This is a genomic window from Vibrio sp. B7, from assembly GCF_963888765.1.
Lineage (GTDB): Bacteria > Pseudomonadota > Gammaproteobacteria > Enterobacterales > Vibrionaceae > Vibrio > Vibrio anguillarum.
The window spans coordinates 161627-186632 of the sequence record NZ_CAWPKR010000040.1; the positions used below are offsets into that span (position 1 = coordinate 161627).

The following is a 25006-nucleotide window of genomic DNA, read 5'->3' on the forward strand; positions in this document are numbered from 1 at the left end:
AAGATGATTAATAATCCCAATGATATTGGCTTTATTCATGATATTGCTAGCTTAGATAAGCTACGTCAGCAAGCAAAAACCGGTGATAAAGAAGGCGAGTCAGCGGCGCTCAAGGCCGCAGCCAAACAGTTTGAAGCGATTTTTACCTCAATGTTGTTCAAATCGATGCGAGACGCCAATGTCGATTTTAAATCTGAGATGTTCAACAGCCAAAACGAAGATTTCTATCGACAAATGCTTGATGAACAAATGTCGAGCGAGCTCAGTGCCTCCGGTTCTTTAGGGCTTGCCGATATGATTGTGGCGCAGCTCAGTCAGGCTAACGGCACCTCGAAAAACGATCCATCAATAACCGACCCGACGCAAGATGGTTTCCAAGAAGCCATGCGCCGTATCGAACGCAGTAACAACCGCCGCCTCTCAACGCAAGAAACGATCGAACCTAGCAAGGTCGAATCGAGTCGATTTGATTCGCCGCAAGCGTTTGTAGCTTCAATGAAACCTTATGCTGAAAAAGCAGCGCGGGCATTAGGTGTTGACTCTTCACTGCTACTTGCTCAAGCGGCATTAGAAACCGGATGGGGACAAAAAGTTGTTCAAAATGCTCGTGGTAGCAGTAATAACTTATTCAACATCAAAGCGGATAAAAGTTGGTTAGGTGAGAAAGTGGCGACGCAAACTCTTGAATATCATGATAATACACCCGTGATGGAAAAAGCTGCGTTCCGTTCTTATGGAAATTATCAAGACAGTTTTAATGACTATGTTCGTTTTCTCAATGACAATCCGCGCTACACCGTGGCGCTGAACCATAATGGCAGCGATGAGTCTTTCATTCGTGGCCTGCACGCTGCTGGTTACGCGACGGACCCATACTATGCTGAAAAAGTGCTGAGAGTAAAATCTCAAATTGAAGCAATGGAATAACCCCTCTAAAGCCAGCCTTGCTGGCTTTTATCTTTCCTTTATTTTGTCTAATCTCCTCTTTGAAACTCCTTTGGCATACATATTGCTATTACTAACTTAGATATTCAGTAACCACTGATTTGATTAGGTTTTCGGGGGCAGTATGGCGTCGGATCTTCTGAATTTAGGTGCACAAAGTGTACTTACCGCTCAGAGACAACTCAGCACCACAGGTCATAACATTTCTAATGTTAATACAGAAGGTTACAGCCGTCAGTCTGTGATCCAAGGGACCAATACGCCTCGCCAATACGGTGGTGAAACCTACGGTATGGGCGTACATGTGGAAAAAGTTCGCCGCTCATGGGATCAATTTGCCGTTAATGAATTAAATCTATCTACCACCAGCTTTTCCTTTAAGCGTGACGACGAAGAAAATTTAGACATGCTCTCAAAGTTATTGTCGTCAGTGGCCTCGAAAAAAATCCCTGAAAACTTAAATGAATGGTTTGATGCGATTAAAACCCTCGCCGACAGCCCGAATGATGTAGGTGCGCGTAAAGTTGTACTTGAGAAAGCGGATCTGATCACTCAAAACATGAATGATTTTCACGAGAACATTCGCCGCCAATCTGATGCGACCAACAAAGGGCTAGATGTTGCCGTTGAGCGTATTAACCAATTGGCGCTTGAGCTGCGAGATTTACAGCGCTTAATGATGCGCACTCCTGGTCCTCACAATGACTTAATGGACCAGCATGAAAAATTGGTGGCTGAGTTGTCTGAATACACCAAGGTCACCGTGACGCCACGTAAAAATGCTGAAGGGTTTAACATCCATATCGGGAGCGGGCACACGCTCGTCTCAGGTACAGAAGCCAGCCAAATGAAGATGGTTGATGGTTATCCTGATGTGAGTCAGCGCCGCTTGGCCATGATTGAAGGCAAAGGGATCAAGACCATTACCACTGAGGATATTGGCGGTAAGTTAAGTGCGCTGTTTACGATGCGAGATAAGCACATTCCTTACCTAATGGATGAACTTGGCCGCATGGCAACATCTTTCTCTTATGAAGTTAACAAGTTGCAATCACAAGGCTTGGACTTACGTGGCAATGTGGGAAGAGCGTTGTTTACGGATGTGAACTCTGAAGTCAATGCCCGCTCGCGAGCGATCATCGCTGGCAATTCAAAAGCCGATATGGCGGTCTATATCGAAGATACTTCAGCGTTGAAAAGTGGTGAATACTCCCTACAGTACAACGGCAGCAATTATACCGTATTAAAGCCAACGGGCGAGCGGGTTAACGTTCCGGTCGTTGGCAGCAGTTTATTTTTAGATGGAATGCGAGTTGAGATTCGCAACGCCCCTCAAGCCGGGGAGCGCATATTGCTGCGTCCAACGCGTAATGGTGCCGCTATTATGAAAATGGCGACCAACGATCCGACAGCCATTGCCGCACAAAGTTATGAAGCCTCCACCACTTTTGCCCAAGGGCAGGCAAAATTTAATATTTTATCGGCTGGTGGGCTGCGTGAATTTGAAGTGGTGATCTCACCAACGGGCGATCAATTTGCGGTCACGGATACTAAAGGCAACGTGCTGTTAGAACCACAGGCCTACCCACCATCGAATTCGATTACTGTGCTTGGTACAACGTTTGAATTGACGGCCGGCGCGCTACCCAATGATAAATTTACGGCAAACCTTGTCCCCTCAGAAGGTGATAACGGCAATTTACGTAAGATGCAGCAAATTCAAACGGAGAAAAAACTCAACGACGGTGAAACGACCGTGCTCGGGGTTTATCACGATCTCAATACTGATTTTGGTTTGCAGCTGGCCACCGCGTCACGCTTAAGTGACGTGGCCAGGCTTGAAAAAGAGTCAGCGCAGGAGCGCATTGCGTCCATTTCCGGAGTCAACCTTGATGAGGAAGCCGCGAACATGATGAAGTTCCAACAAGCTTATATGGCTTCCTCACGCATCATGCAGGTGGCTAATGATACTTTCAACACGATTTTGCAGCTGAGATAGGAGGCGATAAATGTTAACCAGAATATCAAGCTTCCATAACTATCAATCGGTGCAAAACGATATGCGCCGTCAAGAATCAAAGATCCATCATAACCAAGCGCAGCTAGCGTCAGGTAAGAAGTTGCTTTCAGCCAGTGATAGTCCATTAGCCACTCATTACATCCAAAAAGTAGGGCAGCAAGAAGAGCAATTACGCCAATATCTTGATGCAATAGTGCTGGTTCGAAACCGCTTAGAACATCAAGAAGTAATCATTGCCAATGCGGAAAGCTCGACCGATGAGGCAAAGCGTACTGTCATGGAAATGATTAACGGCTCATTCTCTCCAGAAGATAGAGAAGCGAAAGCGCGTGAGCTGCAAGAGATGTTCAACAACTTAATTGAACTAGCAAATACGCAAGATGAGTCCGGTAATTACATGTTTGCTGGAACCAAGCCGAAGAATCAGCCTTTCTTTAGAGATAATGCCAGTAACGTGACTTATTCCGGCGATGATTATCAGCGCAAAATGCGTATATCCAACAGCTTAGAGATCCCGTTCAATAATCCGGGTAATAAAGTGTTTATGGAGATTGATAACCCGTTTGGTAACTACGAACCAAACTATCAATTAAACGAAGGTTCAGAGTTACTGCTCGAGCGCGCAACCAATTTAGACTCGAATGATACATCACGCTATACCGTGACGTTTATTGATATGGCTAACGGCAAATATGGTTACCAATTAGAGAAAGATGGCAGCGTGGTACAGGCCGATGAGTTTGATCCACAAAAAGGCATTCGATATCAAGATCTGACGGTGCACGTAAAAGGACAAATTTCGAAAGGTGATGTGTTAAGCCTAGAGCCGCGTTCAACCTTTACCTTATTTGATAGCTATAAAGACGCGATTGAGCTCTCGCAAGGCTCCGTATCGGATGCGTCGACGACAGCGAAACTGCACCAAATTACGGAAGAGTTTCATGCCGCCTTTATTCATCTCAATAAAGTGCGTACTGATGTCGGTGCACGCTTGAGCACTTTAGATATTCAACAAGAACAGCATGAAGATTTCAAAATCAGTTTAGCGAAATCAAAAAGTAACTTTGAAGATCTCGATTACGCAGAAGCGGTGATTGAATTTAATGAGAATTCACGTGCGTTGCAGGCTTCACAACTGGCTTTTGGTAAAACGAAAGATTTGACCCTTTTCAACTATATCTAATCTTCAATGCCTTATGTGCTAAGCCATATGCGCGAAGAGTGGAATGTGTTGAAAAATTGGCCTGGAAATTGCTCATCTATTATCGAGAGATAAAGAGGCAATAGAGCGGCAAACGAAAGTGGCAACTCTGTTGCTAACGAGAAAGAACTGGATGCTCACTCACAAAGATAGAATGATTAAATTTATTCTAAGTGATTAAAAAACAAAGAATATTAATTTTAATATCAGATGTTTTAAAAGTTGGCATACTAATTGAATTGTCTATATCAGAGTTGATACAACAAGTTTTTAAATCGGCAAATAGCGGATTTAGCAAGTTCACGGTCAGTGCTTCCAAATGAGAGTAAAGCTGGCCGCTTCGCAAAAAGCTTGCGAACTCACTAGGAGAGCAAACTATGACCATTACAGTAAATACTAACGTCTCAGCAATGACTGCTCAGCGTTACCTTAATAAAGCGACGGGTGAATTAAATACCTCGATGGAACGTTTATCATCAGGTAATAAAATCAACAGCGCTAAAGATGATGCGGCAGGCTTACAAATTTCAAACCGCTTAACCGCTCAGTCTCGTGGCCTAGATGTGGCAATGCGTAATGCCAACGACGGTATTTCGATTGCTCAGACTGCGGAAGGGGCAATGAATGAGTCGACCAGTATCTTGCAACGTATGCGTGATCTTGCTCTTCAATCAGCAAACGGCACCAACTCGGCGTCAGAGCGACAAGCTTTGAATGAAGAGTCGACCGCCTTGCAAGATGAGTTAAACCGTATTGCAGAAACGACCTCATTCGGTGGACGTAAACTGCTCAACGGTTCGTTCGGTGAAGCATCGTTCCAGATTGGTGCGAGCTCAGGTGAGGCGATCATTATGGGGCTTACCAGCATACGTGCTGATGACTTCCGTATGGGTGGCCAATCGTTCCTTGCAGAGCAAGGAAAGGACAAGGATTGGGGAGTGCCAGCGGGCGCGCGTGATTTGAAATTTGAATTCACCACCCAGGCAGGTGAGCTTGTTACTCTCGATGTGTTAGCCAAAGATGGCGATGATATTGAAGAGCTAGCGACTTACATTAATGGTCAAACCGATAAGCTTAAAGCATCGGTTGATCAAGACGGTAAACTGCAAATTTTTGCCGCAGAACCGAATTTACAAGGTGACCTTGCCATCTCTGGTGGTTTGGCAACCGAACTTGGCCTAAACGGCGGACCGGGCGTTAAGACGACGGTTCAAGATATTGATATCACCTCAGTTGGTGGCTCTCAAAATGCAGTGGGCGTTCTGGATGCTGCGTTGAGATATGTGGATTCACAACGAGCAGAGCTCGGTGCGAAGCAAAACCGTTTAAGCCATAGCATCAACAACTTGGCCAATATCCAAGAGAATGTTGAAGCATCCAACAGTCGAATTAAAGATACAGATTTTGCGAAAGAAACCACGCAAATGACGAAAGCACAGATTCTGCAACAAGCGGGTACCTCGATTCTCGCTCAAGCAAAACAGTTGCCAAATTCTGCAATGTCACTATTGCAGTAATGTTAGGACCCTTCATCCAACAGCTCAGACGTGGGTTAGGTGAAGGAATCCTTGGCAAAGTATGATTATGGCCGAATATAAAGCTCTCTCAAGATGTACCCTGCTTTATAGTCATAGATAATCATACGCCCCGGTCAGTCGGTAATGTGTTCATTTCTCTGATCTCCACATTGGCTCTGGCTACCAACTAGCCCCGGTTCTCTCAAAGGAAAAGGGGCTTTTCTTTATCTATAACTTCTTGCTCTTATCAATGCTCTTCAATCGCCCGTTAAGCCGACCAATCGCGTCAAATCTTTAATGCTATTTTTGTATTTCAGCCAGTTTTGCAGCGTTTATCCCACTTTTAATCGATATTGGCTATTTTTTACGAAATCGTCGTTTTCCCGTTAAAGGATTCCTAACCGCAGTCGCTAATAATAGTACTTTGAGAGAACTACTTGGTTTTCCGAGACGTCGGAAACCGTTTGTCTATGACGCTAAGTCGGAAAATCAATAGGAGAACCACTATGGCGGTTAATGTAAACACTAACGTTTCAGCTATGACAGCACAACGCTACCTAAACAGTGCTAGCAATGCGCAACAGTTATCAATGGAACGTTTATCATCAGGCTTCAAAATTAATAACGCAAAAGATGACGCAGCAGGTTTGCAAATCTCTAACCGTTTGAACGTTCAAAGCAGAGGCTTAGATGTTGCCGTGCGCAACGCAAATGATGGCATTTCAATTGCGCAGACAGCTGAAGGTGCAATGAACGAAACCACCAACATTTTGCAACGTATGCGTGACTTATCTCTACAATCGTCAAATGGTTCGAACTCTAAGTCCGAGCGTGTAGCGATTCAAGAAGAGATCACTGCGCTGAATGATGAACTCAATCGTATTGCTGAAACTACATCATTTGGTGGTAATAAGCTGCTCAACGGTACTTTTGATACCAAATCGTTCCAAATCGGTGCGGATAACGGTGAAGCAGTAATGCTTAGCCTGAATAATATGCGCAGCGATAATGCATTGATGGGTGGTAAAAGCTATAAGGCAGCAAATGGTCAAGATAAAGATTGGACAGTTCAAGCCGGAGCGAATGATCTGACCATTACGTTGACCGACAAACGTACCGGTGAGCAAACCATCAACCTAAGCGCAAAAGAGGGTGATGACATTGAAGAGTTGGCCACTTACATCAATGGTCAAACCGACATGTTAAAAGCTTCTGTTGACGATGAAGGCAAACTGCAAATCTTTACTGATAGCAACCGCATTGATGGCGTAGCAACCTTTGGTGGCAGCTTAGCGGGTGAACTGAGTTTCCAAGCAGCAAAAGATGTGACAGTCGATACCATTGATGTCACTTCTGTAGGTGGTTCGCAAGAATCAGTGGCCATTGTTGATGCGGCACTGCAATTTGTAGACAGCCATCGTGCTCAACTGGGTGCATTCCAAAACCGTTTCAACCATGCGATTAACAACTTAGATAACATCAACGAAAACGTAAATGCTTCTAAGAGCCGAATTAAAGACACTGATTTTGCGAAAGAAACCACTGCCTTGACTAAATCGCAGATCCTTTCTCAAGCATCAAGCTCAGTGTTGGCACAAGCTAAACAAGCGCCTAATGCTGCTCTTGGTTTGCTTGGTTAAGTCGTTAACTTTTAAATTAAAAATCCAGCTTCGGCTGGATTTTTTTATGCCTCACTTTTCACGTGATCAAAGAATGGATCTGAAAAATGAACCAACGGTTAAAACGGGAGGAAAGGATATATTGTTATGAGGCTAATAAAACAAAACCCAGCCTAAGCTGGGTTTGAATTGATGGTGCGGAAGGAGAGACTTGAACTCTCACACCTTGCGGCGCCAGAACCTAAATCTGGTGCGTCTACCAATTTCGCCACTTCCGCAACTTGTACTGTAGATAGATTGAACATTGGTTATTCAAACTATCGTTATAAATGGTGGCTACGACGGGATTCGAACCTGTGACCCCATCATTATGAGTGATGTGCTCTAACCAACTGAGCTACGTAGCCATGTGACAATCTTAAATCATGGTGCGGAAAGAGAGACTTGAACTCTCACACCTTGCGGCGCCAGAACCTAAATCTGGTGCGTCTACCAATTTCGCCATTTCCGCAGCGTATTCTTTAAATAAACCGAATGTTATTAATTCAGCTTATCTTTTTACGGTCAGCTTATCGCTAACCCTACAAATAATGGCAGGGCTACCTGGATTCGAACCAGGGGATGGCGGCATCAAAAGCCGCTGCCTTACCGCTTGGCGATAGCCCTACAAGATGATTGCTCATCTAAATAATGGTGCGGAAGGAGAGACTTGAACTCTCACACCTTACGGCGCCAGAACCTAAATCTGGTGCGTCTACCAATTTCGCCACTTCCGCAACTTATGCTGTAGATAAACTGAGGATTGGTTACTCAATTTATCGTTGTTATGGGTAGCTTATCGCTAGCCATATGAAATATGGCAGGGCTACCTGGATTCGAACCAGGGAATGGCGGCATCAAAAGCCGCTGCCTTACCGCTTGGCGATAGCCCTACAAGATGATTGCCCATCTAAATAATGGTGCGGAAGGAGAGACTTGAACTCTCACACCTTACGGCGCCAGAACCTAAATCTGGTGCGTCTACCAATTTCGCCACTTCCGCAACTTATGCTGTAGATAAACTGAGGATTGGTTACTCAATTTATCGTTGTTATGGGTAGCTTATCGCTAGCCATATGAAATATGGCAGGGCTACCTGGATTCGAACCAGGGAATGGCGGCATCAAAAGCCGCTGCCTTACCGCTTGGCGATAGCCCTACATGATGATTGCTCATCTAAATATGGTGCGGAAAGAGAGACTTGAACTCTCACACCTTGCGGCGCCAGAACCTAAATCTGGTGCGTCTACCAATTTCGCCATTTCCGCAAATTTTTAGTTATCGAGATGGTGCGGAAGGAGAGACTTGAACTCTCACACCTTACGGCGCCAGAACCTAAATCTGGTGCGTCTACCAATTTCGCCACTTCCGCAGCTCGATATCTATGTGTTGCCAACTTTCGCTAACAACTAAATTATGGTGGCTACGACGGGATTTGAACCTGTGACCCCATCATTATGAGTGATGTGCTCTAACCAGCTGAGCTACGTAGCCATCTTTTTGAGCGAGACAATATAATACAATCCACACTCATGTGCCAATGGTTTTTTAAACACTGACCCATTTGAATAATGGCAGGGCTACCTGGATTCGAACCAGGGGATGGCGGCATCAAAAGCCGCTGCCTTACCGCTTGGCGATAGCCCTACAAGATGATTGCTCATCTAAATAATGGTGCGGAAGGAGAGACTTGAACTCTCACACCTTGCGGCGCCAGAACCTAAATCTGGTGCGTCTACCAATTTCGCCACTTCCGCAACTTAACCTGTAGATTCAGTGAATATTGGTATTCATTGAATCGTTGTTATGACCAGTTTATTCGCTAGTCATCTCAATATTGGCAGGGCTACCTGGATTCGAACCAGGGGATGGCGGCATCAAAAGCCGCTGCCTTACCGCTTGGCGATAGCCCTACAAGATGATTGCTCATCTAAATAATGGTGCGGAAAGAGAGACTTGAACTCTCACACCTTGCGGCGCCAGAACCTAAATCTGGTGCGTCTACCAATTTCGCCATTTCCGCAACTTTCCTAAATATTTTTATAAGAAAAATACTTAGGAAATGGTGGCTACGACGGGATTCGAACCTGTGACCCCATCATTATGAGTGATGTGCTCTAACCAACTGAGCTACGTAGCCATTTTTATTCTCTCTTTAAGTTTGCCTTAATGTCGAGAACGGAGCGCATTATGCGGATATGGCTCTAGAGCGTCAATAGTTTTTTTGAATAAATTCTTTGAAACCAACCGTTCGAACTTTTTTTGAACAAAGAGACGTGTTTGTGATCAAAAACGGTTAATAAATCATTAAGCTTATTGATTTTTCCTTGCTTGTCGCTAAGGTTGATTTTGAGGAAAAAACAAAAAAGCCAACAGAATCTGTCGGCTTTAATGGTGTATTAATGGCTGATTAACGAGTTATTTACACGTTGAAGCGGAAGTGGATAACATCGCCATCTTTTACGATGTATTCTTTACCTTCCAAGCGCCATTTGCCCGCTTCTTTGGCTCCATTTTCGCCGCGATATTGAATGAAATCATCATAACCCACAACTTCAGCGCGAATGAAACCACGTTCAAAGTCGGTATGGATTTTACCCGCCGCTTGCGGAGCCGTCGCACCGACCGGAATCGTCCATGCACGCACTTCTTTTACGCCTGCGGTGAAGTAGGTTTGTAGCGTTAGCAGTTCGTAACCGGTACGAATCACGCGGTTTAGACCGGGTTCTTCAATGCCTAAATCGGCTAAAAACTCGGCGCGATCTTCTTCTTCAAGTTCAGATAGTTCAGCTTCAATGGCTGCGCAAACAGCAACCACAGAATTGTTCTCTTTTTCTGCAAACTCTCTGACAGCATCAAGGTACGGGTTATTTTCAAAGCCATCTTCGCTCACGTTGGCGATGTACATGGTCGGTTTCAACGTTAAGAAGTTGAGATAATCTACGGCGGCTAGCTCTTCTTTTGAGAGTTCAACCGTGCGAGCCATACCACCTTCCGTTAATACAGGGAGTAGCTTCTCTAATACGGTGATTTCAAATTTAGCGTCTTTATCGCCACCTTTGGCACGTTTTGCTTGACGTTGAATGGCGCGTTCACAGCTATCAAGGTCGGCAAGGGCAAGCTCTAGATTGATTACTTCAATATCTTCAATTGGCGATACTTTGCCTGCTACGTGAACGATATTTTCGTTCTCGAAGCAGCGAACAACGTGACCAATCGCATCTGTTTCACGGATATTGGCAAGGAATTTGTTGCCTAAACCTTCACCTTTTGACGCGCCAGCCACTAGGCCTGCGATATCGACAAATTCCATTGTCGTCGGAAGGATACGTTGAGGGTTTACAATTTCTGCTAACGCATCGAGACGAAGGTCTGGAACAGGAACCACACCCGTGTTTGGTTCGATAGTGCAAAACGGGAAGTTTGCTGCTTCGATGCCCGCTTTAGTTAGTGCATTAAATAATGTCGATTTACCCACATTTGGTAAACCCACGATGCCACATTTAAAACCCATGACTGTAACCTTATTCAGCTTTGAACGTATGTAAGCGATTTTGTGCTTTAGTTAGACCATCTTTTAGTAAAATGTCGAAGCAACGAACCGATTCGTCAACTGCGGCATCTAGGCACTCTTGCTCTTTGGCGGGTGCTTTACCTAAAACATAGCCTGCTACTTTATCTTTGTGCCCCGGATGGCCGATACCAATCCGCAGGCGGTAGAATTCTTTGTTATTGCCGAGTTTGCTGATGGTGTCTTTAAGGCCATTATGCCCGCCATGACCGCCGCCCATTTTGAACTTAGCTACCCCGGGAGGTAAGTCTAGTTCATCATGTGCCACCATGATCTCTTCTGGTTTTATCTGGTAAAACTTGGCGATGGCCGCCACGGCTTTACCGGATAAATTCATAAAAGTTGTTGGGATCAATAAACGCAGATCTTCACCATTAACCACGATACGTCCGGTGAAACCGAAGAATTTGGCTTCGTTTTTCAAGGTGACGTTATGAACTCGGGCTAATTCTTCTACTACCCAAGCGCCAGCATTGTGCCTCGTTTTGGCGTATTCAGGGCCAGGATTCGCTAGCCCGACAAGAAGTTTGATTGGTTGGCTCAAGGTTAGGATCTCTTTGCAATATCAAAAGCGCGGTATGATAGCACACAAAAGGGAAAGGGTGCGAGGCGCTAAAATAACAAAGGAAAAAGCACCTCATTTTTCAATGAAGTGCTTTAAAAGCATTTAAAAATCAGTAAATAAACTGAGTTTTAATTAAACATGGCAGAAATAGACTCTTCGTTGCTAATGCGACGAATCGCTTCAGCAAGCATGCTAGACAAGGTTAATTGTGTCACTTTGCCGGTTGCCGCCATCTCTTTAGATAGGGTGATCGAGTCTGTGACGATAACTTGGTCTAGTACTGAGTTTTTGATATTTTTCGCTGCGTTACCTGAGAATACCGCGTGCGTTGCGTAAGCAAACACACGTTTTGCACCACGTTCTTTCAACGCTTCAGCGGCTTTACACAAAGTGCCGCCAGTGTCGATCATGTCATCCACGATCACACAATCGCGACCATCAACATCGCCAATCAGGTTCATAACTTCAGACACGTTGGCGCGTGGACGACGTTTATCAACGATTGCGATGTCGATATCACCTAATGCTTTTGCAGTCGCACGAGCACGAACCACGCCACCAAGGTCAGGTGAAACCACAACAGGATCTTCTAACCCACGCGCTTTCATATCTTCAAGCAACACTGGCGTACCAAAGATGTTATCTACTGGGACGTCAAAGAAGCCTTGGATTTGTTCTGCGTGAAGGTCGATGGTCAAAACGCGGTCAACACCAACGTTTGAAAGGAAATCTGCAACAACTTTTGCAGTAATCGGTACACGAGCAGAGCGCACTCGGCGGTCTTGACGGGCATAACCAAAATATGGGATGACAGCAGTAATACGGCCTGCTGAAGCACGGCGCATTGCATCAATCATCACTACTAATTCCATTAAGTTGTCATTAGTAGGAGCACAAGTAGATTGAATAATAAATACATCGCTACCACGAACATTTTCGTTGATTTGCACTGCAACTTCACCGTCGGAGAAACGAGAAACAGTAGCATCACCAAGAGAGATGTATAGACGTTCAGCAATACGTTGGGCTAGTTCAGGTGTGGCGTTACCAGCAAATAGCTTCATATCAGGCACGGTGGAAACCTCAGGGTTGCGTCCAGTTTTTAAATAGGTCGGGTGTTGGCGAATTGGTATTCAGCCAGAGTCTTTTTCAGTGGCGAAATGTTACACCCTAAGGCGACAAACGCGAAGACTGTGTCAGGGAGCTTGGCAAGGACAGCTTCCGCTTCTACTTTGCTAGAAAATTCGGCAAAAACGCAAGATCCCGTCCCAGTCAATCTTGACGGCGCGTATTGTAGCAGCCATGAAAGTTGCTTATCAACCTCTGGGTACAGCATTCGGACAATTTTTTCGCAATCGTTTTCGTAAGGGTGTTCGAGAAGCGTTGCTAGCGCTCGTTTTGGCGTGTTCCTTATCAATTGGGGATGAGTGAAAATATCTTTCGTTGCAATGCTCACATTAGGCCGAACCACCAAATACCATTTTTGCTTTGGTTCGGTTTGGGTCAGTTTTTCACCTACGCCTTCAGCAAATGCGGCAAAGCCATGGACAAAAACGGGAACATCCGCCCCGAGTGTTAAACCGAGCGTAGCGAGTTCTTGCTGTGATAAATTGGTTTGCCATAAGTAGTTCAGTGCAACAAGCACGGTTGCAGCATTGGAAGAGCCGCCACCGATGCCACCTCCCATTGGCAAAACTTTATTTAATTCAATGCTCGCGCCATAGCGGCATCCACTTGCCTTTTGTAAGGCGATGGCCGCTTTCCAAATCAAGTTGTCTTGTAGCGCAACGCCAGCAATGGCTGGTGTGAGAGTTATTTCGCCAGACTGATTGGCGGTAATGGTTAACTCATCACCAAAATCGAGAAATTGAAACAGTGTCTGTAATTCATGATATCCGTCGGCTCTTTGCCCGGTGATGTACAGAAACAGGTTGAGCTTAGCGGGTGATGGCCAGTGGGTTGGGGTGCAAATCATGGCGTTAGGGTCCACTTTGAAATGACGAGGTTTAATGAAACTTGATCTTGAGTCAGCTTCAGTTTGGCCGGAAGTGGCACTGAAGTGGAAGAGGCGGATGTTGAGACGAAGGGATAAGCTTGGTAGTTCAAATATTCCAAGTGCCAGCGGCTAAGCCCTAGCTGTTTATCTAACGATGCCAACAAATTATTTTGATTCAATTGAAAACCATCCGCCTCGGTTGGTAGCCCAAGCAGCCAATTTTGTAGCTGCTCAATGGGGATCGATAACCCAGTTAACTCGTAAACTAAAGCATCCGCATTCTGCGCATCGATAATTTGATCATCATACGTTTTGACCTGGGCGCCCTGAGGCGAGATGGAGAGATTTAAAACGGTCTGCCCTAAAAATGTTGAGAGACGAAGCTGGCTATGGTCGGCGTTTTTTTGCCAATGAAAATTGAGGGATTGGCGCTGTTGTGGTGATATATAGCCGAGTTTTCCGCTGGCTTGGTACTCGCGGATCGTTTGCAATTGCTGTTGGTGTTGCTGCCAGCCGAGGCTCTCGACCCTTGTTGAGGGTAAGTTTGTGCAACCAAAGAGTGTTAGCAGAGTGAGGAGAGTTAAAATCAGTCTATTTGCGCGTGTCATATCTGCCCATTATTTACACAGTGAAGGCCGTAAAAACGCCTCACTATATCATTGATATCACGAAGTCGGGAAAACAAATCCCTGTTGCCCTTTCATTAAAACAGGGCATCAAGTAAAATTCTGCTCCTATTTACATTTCCTGAACCGAGAAACCTCTATAGATGTCCTTGCTTGCTATTGGAATAAATCACAATACAGCGTCGGTAGAACTGCGAGAGAAAGTGGCGTTTGGTCCTGATAAATTATCAGAAGCCTTGCGACAACTTGCGTCCAGTTCCAGCGTTCAAGGTAGCGTTATTGTCTCTACCTGTAATCGCACGGAAATTTATTGTGATGTAAAATCATCGAGCAAAAGTAAGTTAATCGATTGGTTGTCTCAGTTCCATCATGTGAATCCAGAAGATCTTAAACCAAGTTTGTATGTACACGAAGAACAAGCCGCTATTCGTCATTTGATGCGAGTGGCTTGTGGGCTGGATTCACTGGTATTGGGTGAGCCGCAGATTTTAGGGCAGGTGAAACAAGCCTATGCGGATGCTCGCGAGCATAACGCGGCTGATTCAGCGATTGAAAAACTGTTTCAAAAAGCATTCTCGGTAGCTAAACGTGTGCGCACCGAAACCGAAATAGGCGGCAGTGCGGTATCTGTGGCTTATGCTGCTTGTACGTTGGCAAAGCAGATCTTTGAATCACTCTCTGATTCAACGGTAATGTTGGTTGGGGCGGGTGAAACCATCGAACTGGTTGCGAAGCATTTAGCTAGCCATCGATGTAAACGCATGATAGTTGCCAACCGAACCCGCGAGCGAGCGATGGGGCTTGCACAGCAGTTTGACGCTGAAGTGATTGCACTCAATGAGATACCTGACTACCTCGCCCACGCGGATATCGTCATCAGTTCCACCGCCAGCCCACTGCCGATTATTGGCAAAGGGATGGTAGAAAGTGCGATTAAAGTGCGTCGCCATCAACCCATGTTATTGATTGATATTGCCGTGCCTCGTGATATTGAATCGCAGGTCGGTGATTTAAACGATGCCTATCTGTATACGGTTGATGATCTTCAGTCGATTGTAGACAGCAATATGGAACAGCGTAAAGTTGAAGCCATTCAAGCTGAAGCGATTGTCAGTGAAGAGAGCGCAGCCTTTATGAGCTGGATGCGCTCCTTGCAAGCGGTAGACAGCATCCGAGAATACCGTCAATCGGCCAACGAAATTCGTCAAGAATTGCTCAGCAAAAGCTTGCAGGCACTGGCTGCAGGGGGCGATCCTGAAAAAGTGTTACTTGAGTTAAGTAACAAACTCACCAATCGATTGATCCACACACCAACCCGAGCATTGCAAAGCGCTGCCGAGTTAGGTGAACCGGCTAAATTGGCCGTGATTAGACAAAGTTTGGGTCTTGACGACCCTCGATAATATCCGTCACTCCGAATTAAAGAAGAAACTATGAAAGCGTCGATTTTAGTTAAGCTTGAATCCCTTGTTGAGCGTTACGAAGAGGTTCAGCGCCTGCTTGGCGAGCCTACCGTAATTAGTGATCAAAACAAATTCCGTACTTTGTCAAAAGAGTACTCTCAGCTTGAGGAAGTCACTAAATGCTTCCAAGCTTACCAACAAGCGCAAGAGGATTTGGTTGCCGCAGAAGAGATGACCAAAGAAGAAGACGCCGAGATGCGTGAGATGGCTCAAGAGGAAATCAAAATAGCCAAAGCGACGATTGAACGTCTCACTGATGAATTGCAAATTCTGCTGCTACCAAAAGATCCGAACGATGATCGCAACTGCTTCTTAGAAATTCGTGCAGGGGCGGGCGGTGATGAGGCGGGTATTTTTGCTGGCGATCTGTTCCGTATGTACAGCCGTTATGCTGAGAAAATGAGCTGGCGTATCGAAATTATGTCCGCTAGTTATGCTGAGCATGGCGGCTATAAAGAAGTGATTGCTAAAGTGAGTGGTGATGGCGCTTACGGTGTGCTTAAGTTTGAATCAGGCGGTCACCGCGTACAGCGTGTTCCGGCCACGGAATCTCAAGGTCGTGTGCATACTTCCGCTTGTACCGTCGCGATCATGCCCGAAATTCCTGAAGCCGAAATTCCAGAAATTAAAGCTAGCGATCTGAAAATTGACACTTTCCGCTCATCGGGCGCGGGTGGTCAGCACGTAAACACCACCGACTCTGCGATCCGTATTACCCACTTACCAACAGGCACGGTAGTAGAGTGTCAGGACGAGCGTTCACAGCACAAAAACAAAGCCAAAGCGATGGCCGTATTGGCCGCTCGTATTGCACAAGCGGAAGAAGCGAAGCGCGCAGCCGAAGTGTCCGATACTCGTCGTAACCTACTGGGTTCTGGTGATCGTAGCGACCGTATTCGTACTTACAACTACCCGCAAGGTCGCGTTTCCGATCATCGTATTAACTTAACCATCTATCGTCTTAATGAAGTGATGGAAGGGGATCTGCAAAGCTTGATTGATCCAATCATTCAAGAATATCAAGCAGACCAACTTGCCGCTCTTGCCGATCAACACTGATCCCATGACGTTATCTCGTATTGATGATGCGTTGAAAGCCGCGATTGCTCAACTCCAAGAAGGCGGCAGTGATTCGCCTTCTGTGGATGCAGCGGTGCTGCTTTGCCATGTACTGGATAAACCACGTTCTTATCTGCTGACTTGGCCTGAAAAGACCTTAAGCGAAACGCAGTCGCGGCAATTTTGCTCGCTGATTACGCGTCGAGTGACGGGGGAGCCTGTGGCCTATTTGGTTGGGGAACGTGAGTTTTGGTCGCTGCCACTGAAAGTTTCGCCTTCGACATTAATTCCTCGGCCGGATACTGAACGCTTGGTTGAAATTGCGTTAGAAAAAAGCCAGCAGACGCCAGGGGATATTTTGGACTTAGGCACAGGAACTGGCGCAATCGCATTAGCGCTAGCGTCCGAGTTACCTGAACGTCATGTGGTTGGTATCGACTTACGCCCAGAAGCGCAAGCCTTAGCGTTGGAAAACGCGCAGCGTTTAACTATTACCAATGTCACATTTTTACAAGGCAGTTGGTTTGAACCTTTAAAGCTCGGTACAAAGTTTGCTTTAATTGTCTCCAATCCACCATATATTGAAGAAAATGATCCCCATCTCACGCAAGGGGATGTACGTTTTGAGCCTTTAAGTGCGCTGGTGGCCAAAGACAAAGGCTTGGCTGACATTAAACACATTGCAGAGAATGCGCGTCACTATTTGCAGCAACAAGGCTGGCTGCTGTTTGAACATGGTTATGATCAAGGGGCGGTAGTCAGAGCGTTATTTGAGTCACTCGGCTATCACCATGTAGTGACAGAAAAGGATTATGCGGGTAATGACCGAGTCACACTGGGTCAATATTCGCACTCAGAAGAGAGAGCATCATGTACGAAGGATTAAAACATTTTCATCTACTGACCATTGCGATCAGTGCACTATTGTTGTCGGTACGTTATGCCTTGATGATGATGGATTCCAAATGGCTGCAACACCCTTTTTTGAAACGTTTTCCTCATATTAACGATTCGTTGTTGTTGTTATCGGGTATCGCGTTGATTGTGATGTCTGGTTTTATCCCATTTAGCCCAGCCGCACCTTGGTTAACTGAGAAGCTGACTTGTGTGATGGCGTACATTGCGCTGGGCTTCTTTGCGCTCAAACTGGGTCGGAATAAGCTGTTGCGTACCTTTGCTTTTTTGGGCGCATTAGGTTGGCTTGCTATGGCGGGAAAAATCGCCATCGTAAAAACGGCTATGTTTTTAGGCTAACAGCATCCGAGCGGCATTATGTTTGAATGGTTCGATGAAGATTTTGATGCAATGGAATTGGTGGAAGGGGCGCTGATCTTAAACAAGGCCGTCAATCCTGAAACTGAGGATGAATGGGCACGCCAAGAGTTGGCCCGTTTGCTTACACAAGCAAAACACGAGTTAGCTAATGAGCAGGATGAAAAACAGCGTTTCGAAGCGTTGTTGCATCTGTTTTACCAACAATGGGGTTTTCGCGGTGACAGAGAGGCTTATTTTGATTCACGTAATGCCTTCATCGATAAAGTATTGCAGCACCGCAAAGGTATTCCCGTCAGTTTAGGTGCGCTGTTGCTCTATTTTGCGCGCAAGCTAGGCTTTCCTTTACAAGGTATTACCTTTCCCACACAGTTTTTATTGCAGTTGCATTGGTGCGATGAATCACCGATTTATATTAACCCTTTTACTGGTGAAACCGTCTCATTACATATACTACAAGCGTGGTTAGTTGGGCATAAAGGGGTTTTGTCTAAGCTGAAATCGAGTCATTTGGAAGTGACAGATAATCCGACGGTGATCGGTCGTTGGCTGGCACTACTAAAGAGCGCACTATTAAGAGAAGAGCGTTATACCTTAGCGCTGCGTTGTACTGATTTAGCGCTGACTTTTGTTCCTGATGATCCGTATGAGATCCGCGATCGCGGATTTATCTATCAGCAACTGGATTGTCACCAAATTGCCTTATCCGATTATCAATACTTTATTGATCATTGTCCGAATGATCCGGCGGCTGAGTTATTAAAAAATCAAGTTAATGCATTAAGCTTTGAAGCTATTACGCTGCATTAACCGCTAAATGAGAGAGAATAAAATGGAACAAAAAATCGTCCACGTGGGTGATATTCCCGTTGCTAACGACAAACCGTTTACTCTGTTTGCTGGAATGAACGTCCTTGAATCCCGTGATTTAGCGATGCAAATCTGTGAGCATTACGTGAAAGTGACCGATAAACTCGGTATCCCTTATGTGTTTAAAGCTTCTTTTGATAAAGCCAACCGCAGCTCTGTTCACTCTTATCGTGGCCCCGGCTTGGAAGAGGGAATGAAAATTTTCCAAGAGCTAAAAGAGACCTTTGGCGTCAAAATCATCACTGACGTGCACACAGAAGCTCAAGCTCAGCCTGTGTCTGAGGTGGTTGATGTGATTCAACTGCCAGCGTTTCTTGCTCGTCAAACTGACCTTGTCGAAGCGATGGCGAAAACAGGTGCAGTGATCAACGTGAAAAAACCACAATTTATGAGCCCTGGCCAAGTGGGCAATATCGTGGAAAAATTTGCAGAGTGCGGCAACGACAAAGTGATTTTGTGTGAACGTGGTGCTTGCCATGGCTATGATAATCTAGTCGTTGATATGTTGGGTTTTGGTGTGATGAAAAAAGTATCAAACGGCAGCCCAATTATTTTTGATGTGACCCATTCACTGCAAATGCGCGACCCTTCTGGCGCAGCTTCTGGTGGGCGTCGTGAACAGACAGTTGAGTTAGCAAAATCAGGTCTTGCTGCCGGGATTGCGGGCCTTTTTATTGAAGCGCATCCAAACCCAGATAAAGCGCGTTGCGATGGTCCATCGGCACTGCCTTTGGATAAACTTGAACCTTTCCTTGCACAAATGAAAGCGTTAGATGATTTGATCAAGAGCTTTGCTCATATCGATATCCGCTGATTTTTTGTTGGATCTACCACTCATAATTTGGCCACCGCAAGGTGGTCAAATTTTATCGAATGTTTCCCAAACTTGTTTATCTTGTCTAAGTGCTCACTTTTCCTTATTTTTTCGTGTTTAGGAAAGAAAACGATTGCCTGTGATCCATTAAAATTTCACGTGTAACCTGTGGCAACCGTTACATTTTTGAATTGATTTTATAGTGATCAATTCTACATAAATATGAAATCAATCTGTCACCTTTGAGATGTTAATTTAAACTGGGTCAAGTTTATTGGTATGGCTTGATTTTGTGTTTGCAACGTTGACCATGACCTCCCCCTCACAAGCAGTGGATTTTTCAAGTTCAAAGGTATGATAATGAAACAACGTCTTATTCTAAAAACAGCGCTCAGCGCGGCCATTCTTACAGCCCTTGTGGGTTGCGCAACTCAACCCACTCATGAGTGGAAAGAAGATACGACTTATAAACTCACCGTGTTACACACTAATGACCACCACGGTCGTTTCTGGCAAAACAAATATGGCGAGTATGGTATGGCGGCACGTAAAACGCTGATCGACGATCTTCGCTCTGATATTGAAGCTGAAGGCGGCAGCGTACTGCTTCTTTCTGGTGGCGATATTAATACCGGAGTTCCTGAATCTGATCTGCAAGATGCAGAGCCTGATTTTAAAGGCATGAGCAAGATTGGTTATGATGCAATGGCGTTAGGTAACCATGAATTCGATAACCCGCTCGAGGTGCTGTTTAAGCAAAAAGAGTGGGCGAATTTCCCAATGCTGTCGGCCAACATTTACGATAAAGCGACCGGAAAACGTCTATTCCAAGCCTACCAAATGTTTGATAAACAGGGCGTGAAAATAGCGGTTATCGGTTTAACGACTGAAGATACCGCTAAAATCGGCAACCCTGAATATATTGGTGGTATTGAGTTTAGAGATCCAAAAGAAGAAGCGAAAAAACTGATCGCAGAAATTGAGAAAACGGAAAAGCCGGACCTTATTTTTGCCGTTACCCACATGGGCCATTATGAAAATGGTCAACGTGGTGTGAATGCTCCGGGTGATGTTGCGCTTGCACGATACTTGGATGAAGGTTCTCTCGATATGATCGTCGGCGGCCACTCTCAAGAGCCTGTCTGCATGGAAGGCCCTAACGTGGTGAAGAAAAACTTCCATCCGGGAGATGAATGTAAGCCTGATATGCAAAACGGTACTTACATAGTGCAAGCGCATGAATGGGGTAAGTATGTTGGCCGTGCGGATTATGAATTCCGTAATGGTGAACTGAACATGGTGAGCTACAACCTGATCCCTGTAAACCTGAAGAAAAAAGTGAACGTGAATGGCGAGAGTAAGCGCGTACTGATTCAAGATCAAATCGCTGAAGATTCAGAAATGCTTAGCTTCTTGCGTCCATATCAAGAACAAGGCCAAGCGAAACTGAATGTAGTCATTGCACAAAGTAATGGCAAGTTAGAAGGGGATCGCAACGTTGTGCGTTTCCAACAAACCAATTTAGGTCGTTTGATTGCACTTTCTCATATGGAACGCGCAAAAGCCGACTTTGCGGTGATGAATTCTGGCGGCGTGCGTGATTCGATTGATGCAGGAAAAATCACTTATAAAGATGTGCTCAAAGTACAACCTTTTGCCAATATTCTCACTTATACCGATATGACCGGGGCTGAAGTGTTGGATTACCTCAATGAAGTGGCGACCAAACCTGTTGATTCTGGCGCTTATGTACAATTCGCGGGGATTTCGATGACAGTGGCCAATGGTAAGGTATCGAACGTCTTTATTGGTGATAAGCAGCTCCGTTTGGACGAAACGTATCGCTTCACCGTGCCTAGTTACAATGCAGCAGGTGGTGATGGTTATCCAAAAATCTCCGATCATCCAGGTTATGTGAATACGGGGTTTGTGGACGCGGAAGTATTGAAAGATTACCTCGAAGCACATAGTCCAATTGATGTGAACCAATATGCGCCAGCGGGCGAAATTGTCTATAAGTGATAGCGCGATAAAGAGTTTGACTCATTGTGAGCAATCATTTTAACTAAAGGCGGTGCTTAGGCATCGCTTTTTTATTGGCACTAACGGTTACTTTGAGATAAGCACGATGACACCTGCGATTGATTTGGCGAAAAAGAAAAAAATTCCTCATACTCTCCATCAATATCAACATGATCCTAATCACAGCAGTTATGGTTTAGAAGCGGCTGAGGTTTTGGGACAAGATCCGAAAAAAGTGTTTAAAACACTGCTGTTTTGCTTAAATGGCGAGCCGAAAAATCTCGCTGTCGCGATTATTCCTGTTGATCAAAAATTAAACTTAAAGCGTGCGGCCAAAGCGGCTAAGTCGAAAAAAGCGGAAATGGCTAATCCAGACATAGCGCAAAAAACCACGGGTTATGTGGTCGGCGGCATTAGCCCACTTGGGCAGAAAAAAGCACTACCGACCTTCATTCATCTCAGCGCAGAAGATCAATCGACCATCTGTGTCAGTGCAGGTAAGCGCGGTTTAGAGATTGAATTGGCACCGAGCGATCTTGCGTTATTAACGCGAGGTGAGTTTGTTGAATTGTGTCAAGAATAGAGAATGAAAATCCGGCCTCGATTGAGGCCGGATTGACTGGCAAAATTAGTTCTTCAGTTTGATCTCTTCTTCCATCTGGGCGTTATCCACCACATGGTTTTCTCCTAAGTCATTAGGAAGGATCAAGTTTAGAATAATGGCTACGATACCGCATAAGCTGACACCTTGTAGGCTAAACTCTCCGATACCAAAGGCCATGCCGCCGATACCAAACACTAATGTCACTGCCACAATCACTAAGTTGCGAGACTTGTGCAGATCGACATGATTTTTAATCAGTGTGTTTAGGCCAACCGTTGCAATTGAACCGAACAGCAAAATCATAATGCCGCCCATTACGGGAATTGGAATGGTTTGTAGTAGCGCGCCCAGCTTACCAACCAATGCTAATACAATCGCGGTGATCGCAGCCCAAGTCATGATTACTGGATTAAAGGCTTTCGTCAGCATTACGGCACCCGTCACTTCGCTGTACGTAGTGTTTGGTGGCGCACCCAGCATCGAGGCTGCGATGGTGGCAACACCGTCACCCGCAATGGTGCGATGTAGCCCAGGTTTCTTGATGTAATCTTTTCCAGTGACGTTTGAGATCGCGAGCATATCGCCCACGTGTTCGACTGCCGGAGCAATTGCAACTGGGATCATGAACAAGATAGCGTTGATGTTGAACTCAGGGAAAGTGAAGTTCGGCATTGACAGCCAAGCCGCTTGCGTAACAGGAGTAAAATCCACTACACCAAAATAGAGGCCCAAAAGATAGCCTGCAAAAATACCGCCGCAGATCGGCAACAGTTTGAGAAAACCTTTGGCAAAGACGCTAATCGTGATAGTGGTTAACAGTGAAACGCAAGAGATCCACATCGCTACATCTGAGCTAATCAGTTGTACCGAACCATCTCCAGTTTTACCTAGCGCCATGTTTACAGCAACAGGCGCAAGGCCTAAGCCAATCACCATGATCACCGGGCCAACGACCACAGGAGGTAAAATTTTGTGGATGATTTCTACGCCACGGACTTTGATGATCGCTCCCAGTAGTATGTAGACAAAACCAGCGGCCACTAAACCGCCCATCGTCGAGGCAACGCCCCAAGTTTGGATGCCAAACATAATCGGTGCAATAAAGGCAAAGGAAGAAGCAAGAAAGATGGGGACAGAGCGGCGAGTAATAAGTTGGAATAAAAGGGTACCGACACCGGCGCCAAATAGTGCAACGTTAGGATCAAGCCCAGTTAACAGCGGGACAAGAACCAGCGCACCAAATGCGACGAAGAGCATCTGTGCGCCTTGGATGGCATTTTTCATCATGATTTCCCTGAAGCAAAATAAAAATTCGCGGGATTCTATCACTTTTGCAAACGATTGCCATTGAAACTAGATCAAATAAAGTCACAAATGTTGATGAAATTATCACCGAACTCTGCCGTGGATTCCTTGCCGCGGACCGGATAGTTGCTTATCATCGACGTTCACAAAACAGATCATAGGAACAGTATGCGCTATTTAGCTATGTTGGTGATGAGCTTACTCACTCTCCCTGCTTATGCCTTAACCAAGGTCGACTTATACCATACCGAAGTCGTGATTGATCAACAGCAAGACAATGCCGACGCGAATGCTCGTATCAAAGGGATGAGCGAAGTGATTGTTCGAGCTTCGGGTGATAGGAATGCGGTGAACAATGAGGTGATTAAAAAAGCCTTAAGGCAGAATTCGCAATATTTAGCGCAAATCAGTTATGGTCAAAATGGGGCGCAATCTTCGATTGTTATGGGGTTTAGCGCACCGCATATCCGCACATTACTAACTCAAGCTCAATTACCATTTTGGCCTGAAAACCGAGCTAATGTTTTAGTCTGGTTGATTGAAGAGTCAGGTTATGAGCGCAGCATTGCATGGGAACACTCTGACACGAGTACGCTAAAACAGCTTAAAGACGCGACTCAAACTCGCGGTTTGCCTATCACAGTGCCTGTGGGTGATTTTGATGATATTACTGGTGTGGAAGTATCGGATTTGTGGGGCGGTTTCGTGCAGCCTATCAGCATGGCTAGCCAACGTTATCCAACTGATGCGGTATTGGTGGTCAGAGTACAAAGTAATGGTGTGCGTTGGAGTTTGTATGATCAACCCGCCGCTCAAATGGCACAAGCCACGAAAGCGCCACTGTCTGGTCAAGCGTCTGGTGACGATGCCATTGAACAAATGGTCGATCAATTGAGTGATTACTATGCAAGAAAGAGCTCGGTTATCGTGGCCAGTGAATCCTCTTCTTCGCTGCTTGCTCGTTTTAGCCCGATTGATGATGTAATGGATTTCTTTACCTTGGAGAATAAGTTGAAGCGCTTAAGCTCTGTTGCTTCTTTGGACATTCTCAAGATTCAAGGTGAGGAAATTACTTTCGAAGTGCATTTGTTGGCTTCAGAGTCCGAGTTTGAGCAAGAAGTGCTACGCATGGGCAAAGTCGCTAAAATTGACGACCCACATCCAGAGAGTGTGCCAACACAGCTTACCCCAGCAGCAGAGGTTGATGATTCTGCTGTGGAGTCAGGCTCTTTGCAAGTCACACCTGAACCGTCATTATCTCAGGCCATCACTGAACCAGTGAAGCGAGTGCTCTCTTTTGAGTGGCAAGCGTAAAGTACTCAGTCACCTCTTGAACAAATGCTGAGATAATCAAAAAGAGCCCATCAGGGCTAATGCCGATCAGTTAAGGCCAAAGTGATCGGTTGAACGATCCTTCAGAGCTGTCAAAATCCAAGTGTATTTAATGCACTTGGATTTTTTTATGGATGTTTCTCAAGCTCTAAACATAATTAATGAT

General features: G+C 45.4%; 20 protein-coding genes and 16 tRNA genes. 14 read left to right on the top strand and 22 right to left on the bottom strand.

The window, feature by feature from the left end; all coding sequences use genetic code 11:
- Positions 1-3 precede the first annotated feature (3 nt).
- From flgJ to AACV32_RS17630, 5 genes are all read left to right on the top strand, one after another.
- On the top strand, positions 4-927 hold the full coding sequence (gene flgJ / locus AACV32_RS17610) for a flagellar assembly peptidoglycan hydrolase FlgJ (protein WP_017049693.1): 924 nt from the start codon (positions 4-6) through the stop codon (positions 925-927).
- A gap of 142 nt (positions 928-1069) precedes the next feature.
- A complete protein-coding gene (gene flgK / locus AACV32_RS17615; RefSeq protein WP_170895525.1) occupies positions 1070-2944 on the top strand; it encodes a flagellar hook-associated protein FlgK in 1875 nt (624 codons plus the stop codon).
- A gap of 10 nt (positions 2945-2954) precedes the next feature.
- A complete protein-coding gene (gene flgL, locus AACV32_RS17620; RefSeq protein ID WP_170895526.1) occupies positions 2955-4148 on the top strand; it encodes a flagellar hook-associated protein FlgL in 1194 nt (397 codons plus the stop codon).
- Between the two features lie 395 nt (positions 4149-4543).
- Positions 4544-5683: a flagellin gene (locus AACV32_RS17625; RefSeq protein ID WP_017047296.1), complete on the top strand. Its 1140-nt coding sequence runs from the start codon at positions 4544-4546 to the stop codon at positions 5681-5683.
- A 506-nt stretch (positions 5684-6189) separates the two neighbouring features.
- Positions 6190-7323: a flagellin gene (locus AACV32_RS17630; protein ID WP_026027393.1), complete on the top strand. Its 1134-nt coding sequence runs from the start codon at positions 6190-6192 to the stop codon at positions 7321-7323.
- Positions 7324-7495: 172 nt separating this feature from the next.
- Here the strand turns inward: AACV32_RS17630 and AACV32_RS17635 are convergent.
- The 21 genes from AACV32_RS17635 to lolB all read right to left on the bottom strand — a co-directional run bounded on the left by AACV32_RS17635 (position 7496) and on the right by lolB (position 14081).
- Positions 7496-7580, bottom strand: a tRNA-Leu gene (locus AACV32_RS17635).
- A gap of 52 nt (positions 7581-7632) precedes the next feature.
- A tRNA-Met gene (locus tag AACV32_RS17640) sits at positions 7633-7709 on the bottom strand.
- A 19-nt stretch (positions 7710-7728) separates the two neighbouring features.
- Positions 7729-7813, bottom strand: a tRNA-Leu gene (locus AACV32_RS17645).
- Positions 7814-7893: 80 nt separating this feature from the next.
- Positions 7894-7968: transfer RNA gene (locus tag AACV32_RS17650), tRNA-Gln, on the bottom strand.
- A gap of 25 nt (positions 7969-7993) precedes the next feature.
- A tRNA-Leu gene (locus tag AACV32_RS17655) sits at positions 7994-8078 on the bottom strand.
- Positions 8079-8159: 81 nt separating this feature from the next.
- Positions 8160-8234: transfer RNA gene (locus tag AACV32_RS17660), tRNA-Gln, on the bottom strand.
- Positions 8235-8259: 25 nt separating this feature from the next.
- Positions 8260-8344 (bottom strand) — tRNA-Leu (locus AACV32_RS17665).
- Between the two features lie 81 nt (positions 8345-8425).
- Positions 8426-8500, bottom strand: a tRNA-Gln gene (locus tag AACV32_RS17670).
- A 24-nt stretch (positions 8501-8524) separates the two neighbouring features.
- Positions 8525-8609: transfer RNA gene (locus AACV32_RS17675), tRNA-Leu, on the bottom strand.
- 19 nt (positions 8610-8628) lie between these two features.
- Positions 8629-8713: transfer RNA gene (locus AACV32_RS17680), tRNA-Leu, on the bottom strand.
- Between the two features lie 45 nt (positions 8714-8758).
- Positions 8759-8835: transfer RNA gene (locus AACV32_RS17685), tRNA-Met, on the bottom strand.
- Between the two features lie 78 nt (positions 8836-8913).
- A tRNA-Gln gene (locus tag AACV32_RS17690) sits at positions 8914-8988 on the bottom strand.
- Between the two features lie 25 nt (positions 8989-9013).
- A tRNA-Leu gene (locus AACV32_RS17695) sits at positions 9014-9098 on the bottom strand.
- Between the two features lie 81 nt (positions 9099-9179).
- A tRNA-Gln gene (locus AACV32_RS17700) sits at positions 9180-9254 on the bottom strand.
- A gap of 25 nt (positions 9255-9279) precedes the next feature.
- Positions 9280-9364: transfer RNA gene (locus AACV32_RS17705), tRNA-Leu, on the bottom strand.
- Between the two features lie 40 nt (positions 9365-9404).
- Positions 9405-9481 (bottom strand) — tRNA-Met (locus AACV32_RS17710).
- A 282-nt stretch (positions 9482-9763) separates the two neighbouring features.
- A complete protein-coding gene (gene ychF, locus AACV32_RS17715) occupies positions 9764-10855 on the bottom strand; it encodes a redox-regulated ATPase YchF (protein WP_013857965.1) in 1092 nt (363 codons plus the stop codon).
- 10 nt (positions 10856-10865) lie between these two features.
- The gene (gene pth, locus AACV32_RS17720; RefSeq protein WP_013856262.1) at positions 10866-11456 is read right to left on the bottom strand and encodes an aminoacyl-tRNA hydrolase; all 591 of its coding nucleotides are present in this window, start codon (positions 11454-11456) and stop codon (positions 10866-10868) included.
- Between the two features lie 149 nt (positions 11457-11605).
- Complete coding sequence (locus AACV32_RS17725; protein ID WP_010320509.1) at positions 11606-12550, bottom strand: ribose-phosphate pyrophosphokinase; 945 nt, start codon at positions 12548-12550, stop codon at positions 11606-11608.
- Positions 12551-12579: 29 nt separating this feature from the next.
- Positions 12580-13452, bottom strand: a complete 873-nt coding sequence (gene ispE / locus AACV32_RS17730) for a 4-(cytidine 5'-diphospho)-2-C-methyl-D-erythritol kinase (RefSeq protein ID WP_019280893.1) — start codon at positions 13450-13452, stop codon at positions 12580-12582.
- On the bottom strand, positions 13449-14081 hold the full coding sequence (gene lolB / locus AACV32_RS17735; RefSeq protein ID WP_170895527.1) for a lipoprotein insertase outer membrane protein LolB: 633 nt from the start codon (positions 14079-14081) through the stop codon (positions 13449-13451). The genes ispE and lolB overlap by 4 nt, the downstream gene beginning before the upstream one ends.
- Positions 14082-14242: 161 nt before the next feature.
- Between lolB and hemA the strand changes: the two genes are divergently transcribed.
- From hemA to ybaK, 8 genes are all read left to right on the top strand, one after another.
- Complete coding sequence (gene hemA, locus AACV32_RS17740) at positions 14243-15502, top strand: glutamyl-tRNA reductase (RefSeq protein WP_013856265.1); 1260 nt, start codon at positions 14243-14245, stop codon at positions 15500-15502.
- Between the two features lie 30 nt (positions 15503-15532).
- Positions 15533-16621 (top strand): peptide chain release factor 1, encoded by a 1089-nt coding sequence (gene prfA / locus AACV32_RS17745; protein ID WP_013856266.1) that lies wholly within the window; start codon positions 15533-15535, stop codon positions 16619-16621.
- A 4-nt stretch (positions 16622-16625) separates the two neighbouring features.
- Positions 16626-17507 carry a peptide chain release factor N(5)-glutamine methyltransferase gene (gene prmC / locus AACV32_RS17750; RefSeq protein WP_170895528.1) on the top strand — a complete coding sequence of 294 codons (882 nt, stop codon included), beginning with the start codon at positions 16626-16628 and terminating at the stop codon, positions 17505-17507.
- Complete coding sequence (locus tag AACV32_RS17755) at positions 17492-17875, top strand: SirB2 family protein (protein ID WP_170895529.1); 384 nt, start codon at positions 17492-17494, stop codon at positions 17873-17875. Before prmC ends, AACV32_RS17755 begins: the two co-directional genes overlap by 16 nt.
- Positions 17876-17893: 18 nt before the next feature.
- Positions 17894-18703 (top strand): SirB1 family protein, encoded by an 810-nt coding sequence (locus AACV32_RS17760; RefSeq protein ID WP_017048839.1) that lies wholly within the window; start codon positions 17894-17896, stop codon positions 18701-18703.
- A gap of 22 nt (positions 18704-18725) precedes the next feature.
- The gene (gene kdsA / locus AACV32_RS17765; RefSeq protein WP_026028071.1) at positions 18726-19577 is read left to right on the top strand and encodes a 3-deoxy-8-phosphooctulonate synthase; all 852 of its coding nucleotides are present in this window, start codon (positions 18726-18728) and stop codon (positions 19575-19577) included.
- A gap of 360 nt (positions 19578-19937) precedes the next feature.
- Entirely contained in the window at positions 19938-21599 is a 1662-nt protein-coding gene (gene ushA, locus AACV32_RS17770; RefSeq protein WP_170895530.1) for a bifunctional UDP-sugar hydrolase/5'-nucleotidase UshA, read from the top strand.
- 106 nt (positions 21600-21705) lie between these two features.
- Positions 21706-22182 (top strand): Cys-tRNA(Pro) deacylase, encoded by a 477-nt coding sequence (ybaK, locus tag AACV32_RS17775; protein ID WP_026027304.1) that lies wholly within the window; start codon positions 21706-21708, stop codon positions 22180-22182.
- A 45-nt stretch (positions 22183-22227) separates the two neighbouring features.
- Here the strand turns inward: ybaK and AACV32_RS17780 are convergent, their stop codons facing one another.
- Positions 22228-23487: a uracil-xanthine permease family protein gene (locus AACV32_RS17780; protein WP_010320498.1), complete on the bottom strand. Its 1260-nt coding sequence runs from the start codon at positions 23485-23487 to the stop codon at positions 22228-22230.
- Between the two features lie 189 nt (positions 23488-23676).
- Between AACV32_RS17780 and AACV32_RS17785 the strand changes: the two genes are divergently transcribed.
- Positions 23677-24822, top strand: coding sequence for a DUF2066 domain-containing protein (locus AACV32_RS17785; RefSeq protein ID WP_170895531.1), 1146 nt, complete (start codon positions 23677-23679; stop codon positions 24820-24822).
- Positions 24823-25006 lie beyond the last annotated feature (184 nt).